Consider the following 15,981-nt stretch of genomic DNA (forward strand, 5'->3'; position numbering starts at 1 on the left):
TCCTTAGGATTTCTGGAACATGGCGAGCATGCGCCGGGTGACGAGGAAACCGCCGAAGATGTTGATCCCGGCCATGAAGACGGACAGACCTGCCAGCAGGATGACCAGGAAGGATCCTGATCCGATCTGCATCAGCGCGCCGAGGATGATGATCGACGAGATTGCGTTGGTGACAGCCATCAGCGGCGTGTGCAGCGAGTGGCTGACATTCCAGATGACCTGGAAACCGACAAAGACGGACAACACGAAGACGATGAAGTGCTGCATGAAGCTGGCCGGGGCGATGAGACCCACCAGCAGCAACAGCAAGCCGCCGACTGCCAGCAGGGTCACCTGCTGTTTCGTCTGCGCCTTGAAGGCGGCAGCTTCCTGCGCGCGCTTTTCCTCCGGCGTCAGCTCCTTCGGCTTCTCCTTCGATTTTGCCGCAATTGCCTGCACCTTTGGAGGTGGCGGCGGGAAGGTGATCTCACCGTCATAGGTCACGGTCGCGCCACGGATGACGTCGTCTTCCATGTTGTGAACGATCTGACCGTCCTTTTCAGGGGTCAGGTCAGTCAGCATGTGGCGAATGTTGGTGGCATAAAGCGTGGAAGATTGAGCCGCCATGCGCGACGGGAAGTCCGTGTAGCCAATGATGGTCACGCCGTTCTCTGTGACGACCTTCTCGTCCTTGACCGTTCCATCCACGTTGCCGCCGCGCTCGGCCGCAAGGTCGACGATCACCGAACCCGGCTTCATTGCCTTGACCATGTCATCCAGCCAGAGCTTCGGTGCTTCCCGGTTGGGGATCAGGGCCGTGGTGATGACAATGTCCATCTCCGGCGCCAGTTCACGGAACTTGGCAAGCTGGGCTTCGCGGAATTCCGGCGAGGAGACGCTGGCGTAACCGCCGGTCGCGGCGCCATCCTGCTGTTCTTCCTCAAAATCCAGGTAGACGAATTGCGCCCCCATGGATTCGACCTGTTCGGCCACTTCCGGGCGAACGTCAAACGCATAGGTTATTGCGCCAAGCGACGTGGAGGTGCCGATGGCTGCAAGGCCTGCGACGCCTGCGCCGACAATCAGCACCTTGGCCGGCGGAACCTTGCCCGCAGCGGTGATCTGGCCGGTAAAGAAGCGGCCGAAATTGTTGCCGGCCTCGATGACGGCCCGGTAGCCAGCGATGTTGGCCATGGAGCTGAGAGCATCCATCTTCTGGGCACGCGAGATACGCGGCACCATTTCCATGGCAATGACGTTGGCGCCCGATTCCTTCGCTTTTTCCAGCCCATCGGCGTTGCTGCCGGGATTGAAGAAGGAAATCAGGGTCTTGTCCTTCGTCAGATAGCCCAATTCCTTGTCGTCCGGTTGCCGGACCTTGGTCACGATGTCCGAATTTTTCCAGAGGGTTGCGGCAGTCTTGACGATTTCGACACCGGCTTCTTCATAAGCCTGGTCGGAAAATCCGGCGGCGGTTCCGGCTCCGCTTTGCACAAGGCAGGTGAAGCCGAGCTTCTGCAACTGCTTTGCGGATTCGGGTGTCATCGCCACGCGGTTCTCCCCGGGGAAGGTTTCCTTTGGTGTGCCGATCTTTAGGGCTTCTGGCATACGTCTCTCCAGCAAGTGTCGAGGAAATGGCCTGTGGTGAGGTCAAGTTGGCCGGTTCGGCGAACAAGCTCCCCCCGTGCGCCCTGTCCCTCACAAACGTGCTGCGAATTTAGAAACGAAAATTTTACTTATGACAAGGTGTCTTCCGACTGAATTTGGAGGGTATTACCGCACTGCACAGTCAGAGCAGCGCGATATAAATTTCACGGGATTTACAAAATAGGGGTATCGGAAACTGTGTCAGAGGGTATTCCGGAGTCGGAATACTCAAAAAGCGCCGGGAAATAGTAAATTTTCCCGGTCGCCTGCAATATCCAGCCTCTTTGACCCAAAACGGGGCGTGTAAAAATTCCGGCGGCGGTTCCTGGGGACAGACCCTCCGCTAAACGAAATTTTATTCTGCAGCCGGGTCCAGGGCCACTTTGGCATCCAGATCCGCGGCATCGTGACGCTCTGGAAGCTGCTCGTGATCTTCGCCCCAGGTCCGGTTCACCTTGCGCCCGCGACCAACTGCCGGGCGTGCATCGACCTTCTCGGCCCAGGCCAGAAGGTTCTTGTATTCGTGAACAGACAGGAACTCCGCAGCATCATAGGCGCGGCCGAGCACCATTCCGCCATACCAGGGGAAGATCGCCATGTCGGCGATGGTGTAATCGTCGCCGGCGATATAGGGACGTTCAGCCAGAGCCTTGTCCAGAACGTCGAGCTGACGCTTGGCCTCCATCGCAAAACGGTCGATGGGGTACTGGTACTTTTCCGGCGCATACGCGTAGAAATGGCCGAAGCCGCCGCCAAGATAGGGGGCGGATCCCATCTGCCAGAAAAGCCAGTTCAGCGTTTCGGTGCGCTTGGCCGGGTCCTTGGGCAGGAACTCGCCGAACTTCTCGGCCAGATACAGCAGGATGGAGCCGGATTCGAACACGCGTGTCGGAGTTTCGGTCGAGTGGTCGACAAGGGCCGGGATCTTGGAGTTCGGGTTGGCTTCCACGAAGCCGCTGGAGAACTGGTCGCCTTCGTTGATCTTGATCAGCCAGGCGTCGTATTCGGCGCCTTTGTAGCCGAGCGCCAGCAGCTCTTCGAGCATCACCGTCACCTTGACGCCGTTCGGGGTCGCCAGGGAATAAAGCTGAAGCGGATGCTTGCCGACGGGCCGGTCCTTTTCATGGGTCGCACCTGAAACGGGCCGGTTGATGTTGGCAAACTGGCCGCCGCTTGGCTGTTCCCAGGTCCAGACTTTGGGCGGGGTGTAGGTCGGGTCACTCATAAGGCAAGTCTCCGGAACGGGTCGTGCGATTAACGGAAGCTAAGAACAGAACAATGGTCGGTGTGATCCATCGCAATCTTACGATTAGATAGGCGGCAATCGCAGGATTGCCTAGGGCCGTTTTTAGGGCAAGGGTAAATAATTGCGTCGCTGCAGCCCGCTTGGAAATCTCGTTGCAGCAGAAAACGATGTTGAGGTTTTCTGTTCTGAGCATCCCGGAAAAGTTGGGATGCGTTTTCGCCATCGACCCGTTATCGTATTTCGGGCATTCTTTTGGAACTGCAATCGGAATGGCCGTTGGTCCGGCAAGTGATCATCGGCAAAATCCGGATACATGACACATGACGAGCAGCATTGGAGACGTATTCGGGAGGTCGGCAAGAACAAGAAAAGGAATGCGGACATCCCGTCTTGAATTTCATCACGTTTAGGGAGGACGACATGAATTTGAGGCCTGATCCGAGTTTTTATCCGACACCGCGCATGGCGATGGAAGCGCCGGTTGAAAAACTGGCTTTCACCCTGATGCTCAGTCCCGATTTCTCGCAGCCCGATGGCCTGGCCGTCGTCAATGTCGATCCGCAAAGCCCGGACTACGGCAAGATCGTGCACTCCGTCTTCATGCCGAACAAGGGCGACGAATTCCACCATTTCGGCTGGAACGCCTGTTCCTCGGCCCTGTCGCCCTTGACGGGTCATGCCTTTCTCGAACGCCGCTATCTGATCATTCCGGGTATCCGGTCGTCGCGTATTTACATCATTGATGTAAAAGAGCCGCTGCAGGCGAAAATTCACAAGATCATCGAACCGGAAGAAGTCTTCGCCAAGACAGGCTATTCCCGCCCGCACACCATCCATTGCGGACCGGAGGGGATCTATGTCTCCACCCTTGGCGGCAGCGGTGCTGACGGCACCGACGGGCCTCCGGGCATTTTCATCATGGACTGCGAGACCTTCGACATTCTCGGCCGGTACGAAATGGATCGCGGCATCCAGGACAAGCACTATGATTTCTGGTGGAACCTGCCGCGCGACTACATGGTGTCTTCCGAATGGGGGCTGCCGCCGCAATTTGAAAACGGGCTTGTCGCGGAAGATCTTCTATCTAACAAGTATGGCCACAAGCTGCATTTCTGGGATCTTCGCGGGCGCAGAAACATCCAGACCATCGATCTCGGCGAAAACCACCAGATGGCCCTCGAGGTCCGTCCCGCCCACGATCCGGCCAAACAGTATGGCTTTTGCGGGGTTGTCGTCGACACCACCAACCTGCAGGGGGCGATCTTCACCTGGTGGCGCAAGGACGATGGCTCGTTTGAAGCCAAGAAGACCATCACCATAGACCCGCAGCCTGCCGACCCGGCAGACCTGCCTGAACTCCTGAAGGGCTTTTCCGCGGTTCCGCCGCTGGTGACCGACATCGACCTCAGCCTTGACGACAAATATCTCTATGTTGCCTGCTGGGGCACGGGCGAGATGCACCAGTATGATGTCTCCGACCCGATGAAACCGACGCTTGCGGGCAAGGTCAAGATCGGCGGCATTGTGAAAAAGACCAAACATCCGAACGGCAAGACCTTCGGCTATGGACCTCAGATGGTCGAGATCAGCCGGGACGGCCAGCGCGTCTACTGGACAAATTCCCTCTATTCCACCTGGGACGATCAGTTCTATCCCGGAGAGGGCGGGGCAGCGATGGTGATGGCCCGCGTGGCGGCCGGCGGCGGTTTGACGCTCGATCCGGATTTCTGGGTCGAGTTTCCAAAGGGATACCGCTCGCATCAGATCCGCCTTGAAGGCGGTGACTGCTCGACCGACAGTTTCTGCTTCCCGTCGGTCTAGGTTTTGGATGAGGCAAGTGTGACGGCTCTTTGGTGGGCCGTCATTGCATCGGGGCTCTATCATGGCCTGAACCCTGGCATGGGATGGCCTCTGGCGGTGTCGGCTGCCTTGATGGAGCAGCGTGCGCTGGCCCTGCCGCGTGCGCTGGTCCTGCTTGCCACCGGGCATCTGGCGGCAATGCTGGTCATTCTGCTGCCCTTTTCGGCGATGGCAGCGCTGGTCAACCTGGAACGGGAAATCCGCATTGGGGCCGCTTGTCTGGTGATCGGCATGGGGCTTTACCTGCTGATCGTCGATCGACATCCGCGCTTTCTGGCCCGGATCTCACCGGCGAAACTTGGCCTCTGGTCCTTTCTGGTGGCGATTGCCCATGGTGCGGGCCTTATGCTGGTGCCGATCTATCTGGGCATCTGCGCGATGGAGCAGGAGGCGGGCCACGCAGCCGCAAGCACACTCATGGGTGCGGATCTCAGGATGGCGTTGCTGGTCGCCGCGGTTCACACGCTCGCAATGGCGCTTGCCGGTGGTCTTCTTGCCGTCGGCGTCTATTTCTGGCTGGGCCTGCGCTTTCTGCAAAAGGCGTGGTTCAATCTGGACCGGGTCTGGGCCGCCAGCCTTGTTCTTGTCGGTGTGTTTGCTCTGGTCCTCGCGCTCAGGAGCTGACCAATATGACTTCCTAGGTCAGCAGATGCGCTTCGAACGGAAACCGGGACAGGGTCTCAATGCCGGTTTCGGTGATCAGGACCTGCTGTTCCAGCTTCACGCCTTCCTTCGCGCCTTCCTCGCCAATGAAGCTTTCAACACAAAGCGTCATGCCTGGCTCCACGATGCCGTCATAGCCGGCATCCGGAAAATCGCCGTGGTGATAGAGATAAGGGTATTCGCCGGTCATGCCGCAGCCATGGGCGGACAGGTAGTAACGGTGGGCATAGTAGCGCTCGGGGATGTTCCACGCCCGGTCGGCATAATCACGGAAGCTCATGCCGGGCTTGAGGATGCCCATGTTGTGGTGAACCTGCTCATAGGCAACCTTGTAAAGCTCGCGCTGGGTGTTTGTCGGCCGATCCGGACCTGAATGGAAGGTGCGGGAAAAGTCAGCGTAGTAACCATGGCAGCCGACGACATCCGTATCGAGGGCAATCAGCTCGTTTGCGCCGATGACATTGTCCGATGTTTCCTGGAACCACGGGTTGGTGCGCGCGCCAGCGTTCAGGAGCCGCGTTTCGACATAGTCGCCGTTCTGTTCGATGATCGATTTATGCAGCACCGACCAGAGTTCAGCCTCTGTCAGCCCGGGGCGGATTGCCTCTCGCAGCTTGCCGACGCCAATCTCTGTGGCACGCAGGGACGCTATCACGCATTTCATTTCTTCCGATGACTTGATTGCGCGCGCCATCTCTACGGGATGCTGCGCGTCGACCACGTTCAGACCGGCTTCTTTCAGCGCAATAGCAGTTCCCGCATTGAGCCGTTCCAACCCCACCGTAGCGTGCTTGAGGCCCGTCAGGTCATGGATCGTGTCTGCCATCTCCGTTGCCCAGGCGCGCTCCCGCTCGGCAATGTGAGGGCCGGCGGCGACGAAGCTTGCGGTTTTCGACGGACGGACTTCATCGACGGTTTCATACCCCTGGCCAAGATGAAGGCAGCCGGTGAATTCGAACAGGATGGAGCGGTTCTGGGTCAACAGCAGGTAGCGCGACGGTGCGTTGCGCATGGAAAACACCTGCATGTTCCGTGTGCCGGTCGCGTAGCGGATATTGACCGGATCTGACAGGATCACCGCATCTACATTATATTCGGCCATCTTCTGCCGTACCCGTTGTTGCCGATAGGTGCGCACGGCCACCAGGTCGACCCCTTCCACCTCGGGGGGGCGGTCGAGCTGCGACAGACCCTGAAGGTCACTGCGCTCCGCGTGCCAGTCCAGTTCCGCCATCTGTCATCGTCTCCAGTTCAACTAAATGGAATATTGAACAGACCCCGGTTCTTTGAAAGGTTGGAAAAAATCGGATCATTCGATAACCTGATGTAATGCAAGCCTATCGTAAATCACTTCCGCCGCTCGACACATTGGTATTCTTCGAAGCCGCCATGCGTCATCTGAATTTTACGGAAGCCGCCGATGAGCTGTTCGTGACTCAGGCTGCGGTTTCCAAACGCATCCGTCAGCTGGAAGACTGGCTGGGCGTTGACCTGTTCGAGCGGTCGGGCCGCAGGCTTCAACCAACTGAAGCCGGGGCCTATCTGGCAGAGAAAACCGGCATGACGCTGGATTATCTGACGCAGGCGCTGAGTGCGCTGAAGGTGCCAGAAAGGCCCATCGTGCGGATCGCATCAGTGACGGCACTTGCCGCCTTCTGGCTCCAGCCGAAACTCAAGGACTTTGCGCTGTCCGAAGAAGCCTGCCTGTTCAATCTGGCAACCGCAGACGATCTGGGAGACCTGTTGAAGCCCGAGCATGACCTTGTCATCCTGCACGGAGACGGCCGGTTTCCAGGCTGGCACTCGGAGCTGCTGTTTCAGGAGGCTCTGACACCCGTGGGGGCGCCGGAGATTATAGAATTCCTGCGGTCGGGAGGAGACGGTAAGCCATCATCGCTTCTTAACTATCCGCGTCTGGCACCGAACTGGATCGACTGGGCAGGCTGGATCCAGCGCACAGGAAGAACGGACCTGAAGGATTGGCCTGTTCACATGTGTGCAAGCTACAACCAGTCCATAGGGCGGGCGTTGAAGGGGCGGGGGATCGCGCTTGGCGCCTTGCCGTTATTGCGGGAAGAGATTTCCTCTGGACGGCTCGTGCCACTGGATGGCGCTACGCTCAAGACGGGACTGGGCTATTTCATCGCCTGGCCGAACAAGCGACCGCTCGGCACAGACGCAGAGCGGCTGAAAACCGCGCTTCTGTCAGGTGACTGAGGGTTTAGTCACGCACCACATAGACCGAGCACTTTGAGTGACGCACCACCCGGGCTGCGTTGGGCCCAAGCAGGAATTCACTCAGATGCGGCTGGTGAGCCCCGATGACGATAAGATCCGCCCCGATCTTCTTCGCCACTTCCAGGATTTCCTCGTAAATCGAGCCGGTCGCGACCAGGTGCCGGATTTGGCTGTTTCTCTCGGCCCCCAGAATGCTTGAGACCTTCTCGACCAGCTTCTTCTGGGTTTCCACCACCATCTGGCCCTGGAAGTTCTCATCGAAGTAGGACGCGACAAGATTGATGCCGGCGCTCGGAACAACGGTGATCACATCGAGCTGGGCATCGTCCAGACGGGCAAGTTTGTCGGCCGTCTGCAACACCATGGTGTCGTTGTCTTGCTGGATGTCGATAGCGCACAGGATTGATTTGGTCATGCCGCTACTCCTTCTTCACGGGTGGTCCGGCCTGCGCGGGCGCGCTGCAGCAGATAGACGAGGACAAGAAGCAGAATCCCCGGAATATAGATCAGTTCCTTGGGCAATTGATCCGCTTCGAGCCGTGCTTCCTTCACGACCACCGGTTCATCACCATAGAAGTCGAACGTGCCAAGCTGGTCGAAGTAAGGCGTTCCCGGGAAGGGTTCTTCCAACTTCAGAACGCCATCTTCCTCGATGGTGGTCAGGCCGAGCGCCTGCAATCTTGCTTCCCCGCCGTCTTCGGTCCCGGGCGCGATCGCGATGCGTGTTTCCATCGTGTTGCCGGTGTCGAAGTCCGGGCCACTCAGAACCAGACGAATTTCGCTTCCTGCCGGTGCATCGCCAACCGCCTGGACGAAATGATCCGGTGGGACGATTTCAAACGGAGGCTGAATCCGGTTCATGAAGAAATCCGGACGGAACAGAATGAAGGCGATGAGTACCAGGGCGACGCTTTCGTAAATCCTGTTCTTGGTCAGGAAGTAGCCCATCGTGCCGGCGGTAAACACCAGGATCGCTATCGTTGCCATGATGAAGACGAGTATGCCCTGGGTCACTGTCACATCGATCAAGAGAAGATCGGTGTTGAAAATGAAGACGAAAGGCAGGGCGACGGTCCGCAGGGAATAGAAGAATGCGGTGAACCCCGTCTTGATCGCATCGCCTCCCGACACCGCTGCCGCGGCAAAGGAGGCTAGCCCCACAGGTGGCGTCACATCCGCCATGATGCCGAAATAGAAGACGAACAGGTGCACGGCAATCAGCGGAACGATCAGTCCGGATTGCGCACCGAGTTCGACCACCACACCGGCCATTAGTGAAGACACAACGATGTAGTTGGCCGTTGTCGGCAGGCCCATGCCCAGCACCAGCGACAGAATGCCGACGAAAACCAGCATCAGCACAAGATTGCCGCCGGATACGAACTCGACGAGATCCGCCATCACCTGGCCGATACCGGTCAGGGTCACCGTGCCGACGATAATGCCGGCCGTTGCGGTCGCAAGACCGATGCCGATCATGTTGCGCGCGCCGTCGATCATGCCGTGACCGAGGTCAACGACACCTGCCTTGAAGGCTTCGACGGTCTCGTTCTCGCCCCGGAACATCGCCTTGATCGGCCGCTGGGTCAGGAGGATAGCGAAGAGAAGTGCCGTTGCCCAGAAGGCGGAAAGGCCCGGCGACTTCTGTTCAATCATCAGGAAGTAGACCAGAACGACAATCGGTAGCAGGTAGTAAAGCCCGGCCTTGTAGATCTGCGAGATATCCGGAAGCGTGATTTCCTTGGCGTTGGGATCGTCCGGATGAAGATCATCGACGCTCGCGGCCAGTTTCAGAAGGGCGAGATAGGCAACGAAAACCAGCAGAGCGAGAATCCAGGAAGCGCCTTCCGGCACCAGGGCGACAATCCAGCCGACAGGGTATTGCACGCCGTAACATAGTGCGGCAAAGGCGGCGAAAAACACGAACATGCCGATGATCGTACGCAGGGTTGAAACGGTCTTGTGCCCGATGGTGGGCATGTTCCGCTTAACGGCTTCCAGGTGCACGATATAGACCAGCGCGATGTAGGAGATCACGGCCGGCAGAAATGCGTGAGTGATCACGTCGACATAGGAAATGCCGACATATTCGACCATCAGGAAGGCCGCAGCGCCCATCACCGGTGGCATGATCTGGCCGTTCACGGAAGACGCGACCTCAACGGAGCCTGCCTGCTCGGACGTGAAGCCCACCCGCTTCATCAGCGGAATGGTGAATGTGCCCGTGGTGACGACATTCGCGATGGACGAGCCGGAAATGAGGCCGGTTGCGGCAGAGCCAACGACGGCAGCCTTGGCTGGACCGCCCTTCAGGTGACCAAGCGCCCCGAAGGCCATCTTGATGAAGTAGTTGCCCGCACCAGCCTTATCTAGCAAGGCACCAAACAGCACGAACAGGAAGACGAACTTGGTGGAGACCCCGAGCGCGATGCCGAAGACACCTTCCGAAGTGATCCACATGTGGCTCATCGCCTTTTGAAGCGAAGCGCCCTTCCAGCGGATGACCTCCGGGACCCATTCGGAAGAGCCGAAGAAGACGTAGAGCAGGAAAACGGTTGCGACGATGGCCATGGCCGGGCCGAGCGCCCGTCGTGCGGCTTCGAACAGAACGACGATGCCGGCAAGCGCAAACCACTTGTCGGTGTCGTCCGCGAGCCCGCCGTTGGCAACGATCTTGTCGTAGAAGAAGAAACCGTAGAGCGAAATGAAGGCGCCGAAAATCGCAAGGGCCCAATCCTGAATCGGAACGCGGTGTCTCGGGCTGCTCGAGAGCGCCGGGTATGCCATGAATGCCAGGAACATCGCGAAGGCCAGATGAACCTGGCGGCTGTTGTTGATGATGTCCGACGGCAGCACGTAGTAGACGATGGGCGATGCGAGCAGAACCTGGAAACAGGACCAGATCAGCGCTACGGTGGCGATCATGATCCCGACGGATCCCGCGGGGTTTCTCGACCCGGAATCGGAGGAGGCTACGAGTTCCTGAAGTTCCGCTTCGGATAGTCCCTGTCGTTGGTCCCGTCCGTTCGGCTGGTTCTGTTCAGACATGAAGTTCCCCCCGGTCTTCCGGCTGAAGCGCAACGGCAGTGTTGCGCGAGGCTGGCACCCGAAAGCCACGCAGGCCGTGGCATCTGTCAATTCTTTCAAGAAAAGCCTTGGCCCGCGTGTTGGTCAATGGGCCGCAGCAGAGAAACGGGCCCGGAAAAGATCCGGACCCGCATTGCGTGAAAGGGCTTAGTTGATCCAGCCCTGTTCCTTGTAGTACTTCGCAGCACCCGGATGCAGCGGCGCGGACAGGCCGTCCTTCACCATTTCTTCCGGCTTCAGGTTTGCAAACGCAGGGTGCAGCTTCTTGAAGGCATCGAAGTTCTCGAACACCGACTTGACCAGCGTATAGACGACTTCATCGTCCACCTTTGCGGAGGTGATGAAGGTTGCGCCGACACCGAAGGTGGTGACGTCTTCGTCATTGCCCCGGTACATGCCGCCCGGAATGGTGGCCTTGCGGTAGTAGCTGTTGTCTGCGATCAGCTTGTCGACAACCTCGCCATCCACGTTCACGAGTTTGGAATCGCACGCGGTCGTGGCTTCCTGAATGGAACCGGACGGGTGACCGACCGTGTAGACCATCGCATCGATCTGGTTGTCGCACAGGGCTGCAGACTGTTCCGCGGCTTTCAGCTCAGTTGCCTGGGCGAAGTCATCCGTGGACCAGCCCATGGCTTCCATCAGAACTTCCATGGTGCCGCGCTGACCGGACCCCGGGTTGCCGATGTTGACGCGCTTCCCTTTCAGGTCCTCGAAGGACATGACGCCGCTATCGGCACGGGCAACGACGGTGAACGGCTCCGGATGCACGGAAAAGACGGCGCGCAGGTCCTCAAACGGGCCTTTTTCCTCGAACTGGGAGGTGCCGTTATAAGCATGGTACTGCCAATCGGACTGGGCAACACCGAACTCCAGCTCGCCTTCGCGCACCGTGTTGATGTTGTAGACGGACCCGCCGGTGGATTCCACGGAGCAGCGGATGCCGTGATCCTTCCGGCCCTTGTTGACCAGCCGGCAGATGGCTCCGCCCGTCGGATAATATACGCCAGTCACACCACCGGTGCCGATGGTGATGAATTGCTCTGCAGAGGCTGCGCCGGTGAATGCGATGCTGGTCGCCAGAACGGCGCCCGCAAGGTTCAGTTTCATCATCATTTGACTTGGCTTCCCTTTGTTTCAATTCTTATGTCCGGCATGGCGATCCACGCTAGACGTTTTCAAATTCGTCGAGCAGACGATTGTGTCTGTCGACCTCCTGGATCCGGGCTTCCGCCTCGGCTCCGGCCCGCGCAACCAGCATGCCTGTGATGGTCTCGATAAGCACAAGCGTGGCTGCGTAAGACGAGAAAAAGTGAGGGCTTTCAGTGCGTTGTATGAAGTGGTAGGTCGCGAATTGCAATCCCGGAAAGGCGTGGCTGTCGGTCAGGACAATCACCTGTGCACCATTTCCTGCCGCCACTTCGGCCGCGCGCACCGAACGGTGGGCATAAGGGTGTTTGGAGAGGACGACGACGGTGTCGTCCGAGGTAATGCCGGCAAGCGTGCTGCCCAGTGTTGCGCCATTGCGCCCGGCGACAATCCACCTGTCGTCGAACCACTTGGCCAGATAGGCGAAATAGTCGGTAAAACCTGCTGAGGCGAGGGCGCCGATCAGGATGATCTTCCGGGACTGGCTGAGCCGGTCGACGGCGGCATCAAGGACCGCCGGATCGATGTCGTCCACCAGCGCCTTGATGTTGTCGATACAGGCGGAAACCTGGCGCGGCAGCAAAGGCTGGTCGGCATCGGAGCGGAGCTTCCGGGCCTTGTCCTGAAACGTGTCCCGCCCGCGATGGCTCAATTCGTTCCGGGCCTGCTCGCGCAGGGCTTCGTAATCGGAAAAGCCCAAGGCTCTGGCAAGCCTTGTGTAGCTTGCCGGCGAAACGCCACTGGCCGATGCGACCGAGCGCAGGCTGCGGGTGGCGATTTCAACCTGATTTTCTGCGATATAGTCCGCCGCCGTCCGCAAAGCATCGCTCAATTCGGCATAATTGGCCGAAATGGCGGTGCGCAGATGGGGCGGCGAAATGGTTTCCATCCGGTTACTGTTCCATTTGTTTTTTGCATTGTCAATTTGTGAAACAAATGTTTCGCACCGAGAGCCGCCTGTGCTCTGCGGTCGTAATATCTGGCTGTTTTTCGGCAGTCCCGGGTCTCGTCAGAAGCTAGAAGCTATTGCCGCAAAAGACGGACTCGGCGCGGCAGATCCCGGAAAAAGCTCAGATCCACCCTGATGAGAATACATGCATAAATTGATTTTATGAAAGAATATGCATCTCAAGGTTTTGTTGACGTTGGCGATGGCAAGTCCGACAGCGGAAGGTCTGGTCTTGAGGCCCAAACACCGAACACCGCGGCGCCCGCCTTGGGCGACCACATGATTTTCCGGGTGTCCAAGGCAGAGCCAACAAGACCCTGGCCGTTTTCAACGCCCAGATCGAATAGGTTTTCAGGCAAAGGCGCTGCTTCGGTCGTGGGCGAGGCTTCCCAGCGGATGCCTCGCCCGTTTGTTTGCTCCGTCCGGCCTATGCGGCTTGCAGCGTATAGACGGAGAACCAGTCGTTCTCGTCGCTGTCGACATCGGTAATCTGCCAGCCGCCTTCACGGGCGATGCCTTCAAAAGCGTCCTCGCTGTATTTGTGCGAGTTTTCTGTGTGGATCGTCTCGCCCTTTGCAAAATCGATGGTTTCACCGGCGATGGAGACCGTCTGCTGGGTAAGGCTTTCCAGGTGCATTTCAATCCGGCTTTCGCTCACATTCCAGATGGCCTTGTGCGCGAAAGCAACGAGATCGAAATTGCCGTCCAGTTCCCGGTTGATCCGCTGCAGAAGATTCTGGTTGAAGGCTGCCGTGATGCCTGCCGGATCGTCATAGGCTTCTTGCAGGACCTTGGCGTCCTTCGGCCGGTCGACGCCGATAATCAGGCTGGCCTCCGGCATGGCGGAACGAATGTTCGAAAGCAGCGCCGCTGCCTCTGTCTTTTCGAAGTTTCCGATCGTGGAGCCGGGAAAGAAGATCAGCACGGGCAATTCCGGCAGCAGCGGAAGCTGTCCGAAGGGCTGCGTGAAATCGGCGGCGACTGGAATGACCGCCAGAGACGGGTAGGCACGGCGCACCCGTTCTGCGGCAGCTTTCAGGTGGTTGGCCGAGATGTCGACCGGCATATAGACGGACAGATCCGGAAAGGCGTCCAGCAGCAGATCTGTCTTGCGGCTCGATCCGCTGCCCAGTTCCACCATCGCACCGCGTGCACCGGGAAGGCGGCGGTATTTCTTTGCGTTTTTCGCCAGGATCGAAATCTCGGTGCGGGTCGGATAATAGGCGTCCAGTTCGGTAATCGCTTCGAACAGATGTGAGCCCACATCGTCATAGAGCCACTTGCTGCTGATGACCTTCCGGTCTTTCAACAGCCCGGCAAGAATGTCGTCTCGAAACAAATCTGCCTGCGACTCAGGGGATACATGCTTGGTCATCATTGATCTCCTGCCAGCCTCAGGCCGAGCATCTGCCAGCGTTGGTGTGGATAGAAGAACGTGCGGTAGGAGGCCCGCATCTGTTCCTTCGGCGTTGCACAGGACCCGCCGCGCAGCACCATCTGGTTGACCATGAACTTGCCATTGTATTCGCCAATGGCCCCCTCGGGCGGTCTGAAGCCGGGATAGGGACTGAAAGCACTGCTGGTCCATTGCCAGACGTCCCCCCAGAGGCCAGGCCTGCGGCCAACCGGCAGAAACGCTCCGCTTTCCAGAAAATTGCCGTCGATGCGGGTTGGTTCTGCCGCGGCTTCCCACTCGGCTTCCGTCGGCAATCTGTGTCCCGCCCAACGGGCAAAGGCGTCTGCTTCGTAGTAGCTGACATGAACAACCGGTGCTGCAAGATCGACCGGGCGAGGGCCCTGCAAGGTGAAGGTCCACCACTGATCGTCCTGTTGCCACCAGTAAAGAGGGCTGTCCCAGTCGTTCTTTTCCCGAACTGCCCAGCCATCCATCAGCCAAAGCGTCTGGTTGGTGTATCCGGCGTCTTCCATGAAGGCGATCCATTCGCCGTTGGTGACAGGACGATCCGCCAGCCGGTAGGGCTCCAGCCAGACCTTGTGACGCGGGCCTTCGCAGTCATAGGCAAAGCCGGTCCCTTGATGGCCGATTTCAAGAAGACCGCCGTCATAGGACACCCACTTGGCATCTTCTACCGCGCTGACCGGAGCCGGTTTTGCTTCGACATAGGCAGGCAGCAGGGGATTGAAGGAAAAGGCGTGCAGAAGATCGGTTACCAGCAGTTCCTGATGCTGCATTTCATGGTGGCAGCCGAGGGTAATCAGCTCTTCAAGCTTGTCCTGCTCCAGGGAAAAGGCGTTGCGGGCCAATCCTTCGAGCAGGGCGTCTTCCACATGGGAGCGATATTCCAGCACATTGGCTGCGCTCGGCCGCGAAAGCAGACCTCGTTTTGACCGGGTGTGCCTCGGACCTGCCTGCACATAATAGGAATTGAACAGGACAGCGAAGCGATCGTCTCGCGGCCGATAGCTGGGCAGCGAAGGCTTCAGGATGAATTCTTCGAAAAACCAGGTGGTGTGAGCCAGGTGCCATTTCGGCGGACTGGCATCTTCCATGGATTGCAGCCCCATGTCCTCAGGAGAGAGTGGTGCGGTGAGCGCGAGTGTTTGTGCCCTGACCTGATCGAACAGGTCCGTAATGTCGGAACGCGGTGCTTCCTGCATCCGCTCATCCAGCAAAGTCATATCTATCCCTCCACGCGGGAACCGGCTGCTGAGCCTCCAGCCGAACCTGTGTCTGCCACCAAGCGGTCTCTAGATAGGCAGCGAACGAGGCATTCCAATGCCGAAAATCGCACCCACCCTGTGCATAAATGCGCGATCAAAGCTGTTGGTTGCGTGGCATTGACCAAAAAGAACATTGTTTCAGTTATTCATCATTTGATGGGTGAATGTTTATAAAGTCACCAAGTCGTTGAAGGTGATGGCGTTTTTTCGGTTTGCGATCGCGCGGGTTAGGTGCCGCTGCCTGCAAGCATCCTAAATGAGACCTACTGACAGTGAGTGTCAGGAGTTGCCGCAACCGCGCTTCACATTGATGTGAGACAGAACGAATTCGCAGCGCTGCTGCCTCTGAAACGTCTCAAAGCGTTTGTGAGCCCTCGTGTTCAAAAGCGCTTTCCATCTGCATTCAAATGACCTTGACGAAATTGGACAGTCGTCCTAAATGTTGTCTAGGGCAATTGTCCTATAGGCGTGTGCGGGAAAG

The 15,981-nt window shown here is 58.2% G+C and carries 13 protein-coding genes; 3 read left to right on the forward strand and 10 right to left on the reverse strand.

All coding sequences use genetic code 11. From position 1 onward, the window contains the following. Positions 1-3 precede the first annotated feature (3 nt). The 3 genes from SIAM614_RS01330 to SIAM614_RS31830 form a co-directional block, all read right to left on the reverse strand. Positions 4-1,587: a Re/Si-specific NAD(P)(+) transhydrogenase subunit alpha gene (locus SIAM614_RS01330; RefSeq protein ID WP_006931425.1), complete on the reverse strand. Its 1,584-nt coding sequence runs from the start codon at positions 1,585-1,587 to the stop codon at positions 4-6. A 394-nt stretch (positions 1,588-1,981) separates the two neighbouring features. Further along, complete coding sequence (gene yghU / locus SIAM614_RS01335; protein ID WP_006931426.1) at positions 1,982-2,851, reverse strand: glutathione-dependent disulfide-bond oxidoreductase; 870 nt, start codon at positions 2,849-2,851, stop codon at positions 1,982-1,984. Continuing rightward, positions 2,844-3,095, reverse strand: a complete 252-nt coding sequence (locus tag SIAM614_RS31830; protein WP_157139614.1) for a hypothetical protein — start codon at positions 3,093-3,095, stop codon at positions 2,844-2,846. The genes yghU and SIAM614_RS31830 overlap by 8 nt, the downstream gene beginning before the upstream one ends. Positions 3,096-3,292: 197 nt before the next feature. Between SIAM614_RS31830 and SIAM614_RS01340 the strand changes: the two genes are divergently transcribed. Then, positions 3,293-4,693, forward strand: a complete 1,401-nt coding sequence (locus SIAM614_RS01340; protein ID WP_040438731.1) for a selenium-binding protein SBP56-related protein — start codon at positions 3,293-3,295, stop codon at positions 4,691-4,693. Between the two features lie 78 nt (positions 4,694-4,771). Beyond that, on the forward strand, positions 4,772-5,356 hold the full coding sequence (locus SIAM614_RS01345) for a hypothetical protein (RefSeq protein ID WP_006931428.1): 585 nt from the start codon (positions 4,772-4,774) through the stop codon (positions 5,354-5,356). Between the two features lie 13 nt (positions 5,357-5,369). Here the strand turns inward: SIAM614_RS01345 and SIAM614_RS01350 are convergent, their stop codons facing one another. Beyond that, positions 5,370-6,629 (reverse strand): M24 family metallopeptidase, encoded by a 1,260-nt coding sequence (locus SIAM614_RS01350; RefSeq protein ID WP_006931429.1) that lies wholly within the window; start codon positions 6,627-6,629, stop codon positions 5,370-5,372. A gap of 95 nt (positions 6,630-6,724) precedes the next feature. Between SIAM614_RS01350 and SIAM614_RS01355 the strand changes: the two genes are divergently transcribed. Beyond that, positions 6,725-7,612: a LysR family transcriptional regulator gene (locus SIAM614_RS01355; RefSeq protein WP_006931430.1), complete on the forward strand. Its 888-nt coding sequence runs from the start codon at positions 6,725-6,727 to the stop codon at positions 7,610-7,612. A 4-nt stretch (positions 7,613-7,616) separates the two neighbouring features. On the opposite strand, the gene SIAM614_RS01360 is transcribed toward SIAM614_RS01355, so the two are convergent. From SIAM614_RS01360 to egtB, 6 genes are all read right to left on the reverse strand, one after another. Beyond that, the gene (locus tag SIAM614_RS01360; RefSeq protein WP_006931431.1) at positions 7,617-8,048 is read right to left on the reverse strand and encodes a universal stress protein; all 432 of its coding nucleotides are present in this window, start codon (positions 8,046-8,048) and stop codon (positions 7,617-7,619) included. After that, complete coding sequence (locus SIAM614_RS01365; RefSeq protein WP_040438737.1) at positions 8,045-10,681, reverse strand: TRAP transporter permease; 2,637 nt, start codon at positions 10,679-10,681, stop codon at positions 8,045-8,047. The genes SIAM614_RS01360 and SIAM614_RS01365 overlap by 4 nt, the downstream gene beginning before the upstream one ends. Before the next feature lie 186 nt (positions 10,682-10,867). Further along, positions 10,868-11,836, reverse strand: a complete 969-nt coding sequence (locus SIAM614_RS01370) for a TAXI family TRAP transporter solute-binding subunit (protein ID WP_006931434.1) — start codon at positions 11,834-11,836, stop codon at positions 10,868-10,870. A gap of 52 nt (positions 11,837-11,888) precedes the next feature. After that, entirely contained in the window at positions 11,889-12,758 is an 870-nt protein-coding gene (locus tag SIAM614_RS01375; RefSeq protein WP_006931435.1) for a MurR/RpiR family transcriptional regulator, read from the reverse strand. A 487-nt stretch (positions 12,759-13,245) separates the two neighbouring features. After that, positions 13,246-14,193 carry an L-histidine N(alpha)-methyltransferase gene (gene egtD / locus SIAM614_RS01380; protein WP_040438903.1) on the reverse strand — a complete coding sequence of 316 codons (948 nt, stop codon included), beginning with the start codon at positions 14,191-14,193 and terminating at the stop codon, positions 13,246-13,248. Continuing rightward, positions 14,193-15,458, reverse strand: coding sequence for an ergothioneine biosynthesis protein EgtB (gene egtB / locus SIAM614_RS01385; RefSeq protein ID WP_208983867.1), 1,266 nt, complete (start codon positions 15,456-15,458; stop codon positions 14,193-14,195). Before egtB ends, egtD begins: the two co-directional genes overlap by 1 nt. Positions 15,459-15,981: the final 523 nt, after the last annotated feature.

The organism is Roseibium aggregatum IAM 12614 (assembly GCF_000168975.1).
Taxonomy (GTDB): domain Bacteria; phylum Pseudomonadota; class Alphaproteobacteria; order Rhizobiales; family Stappiaceae; genus Roseibium; species Roseibium aggregatum.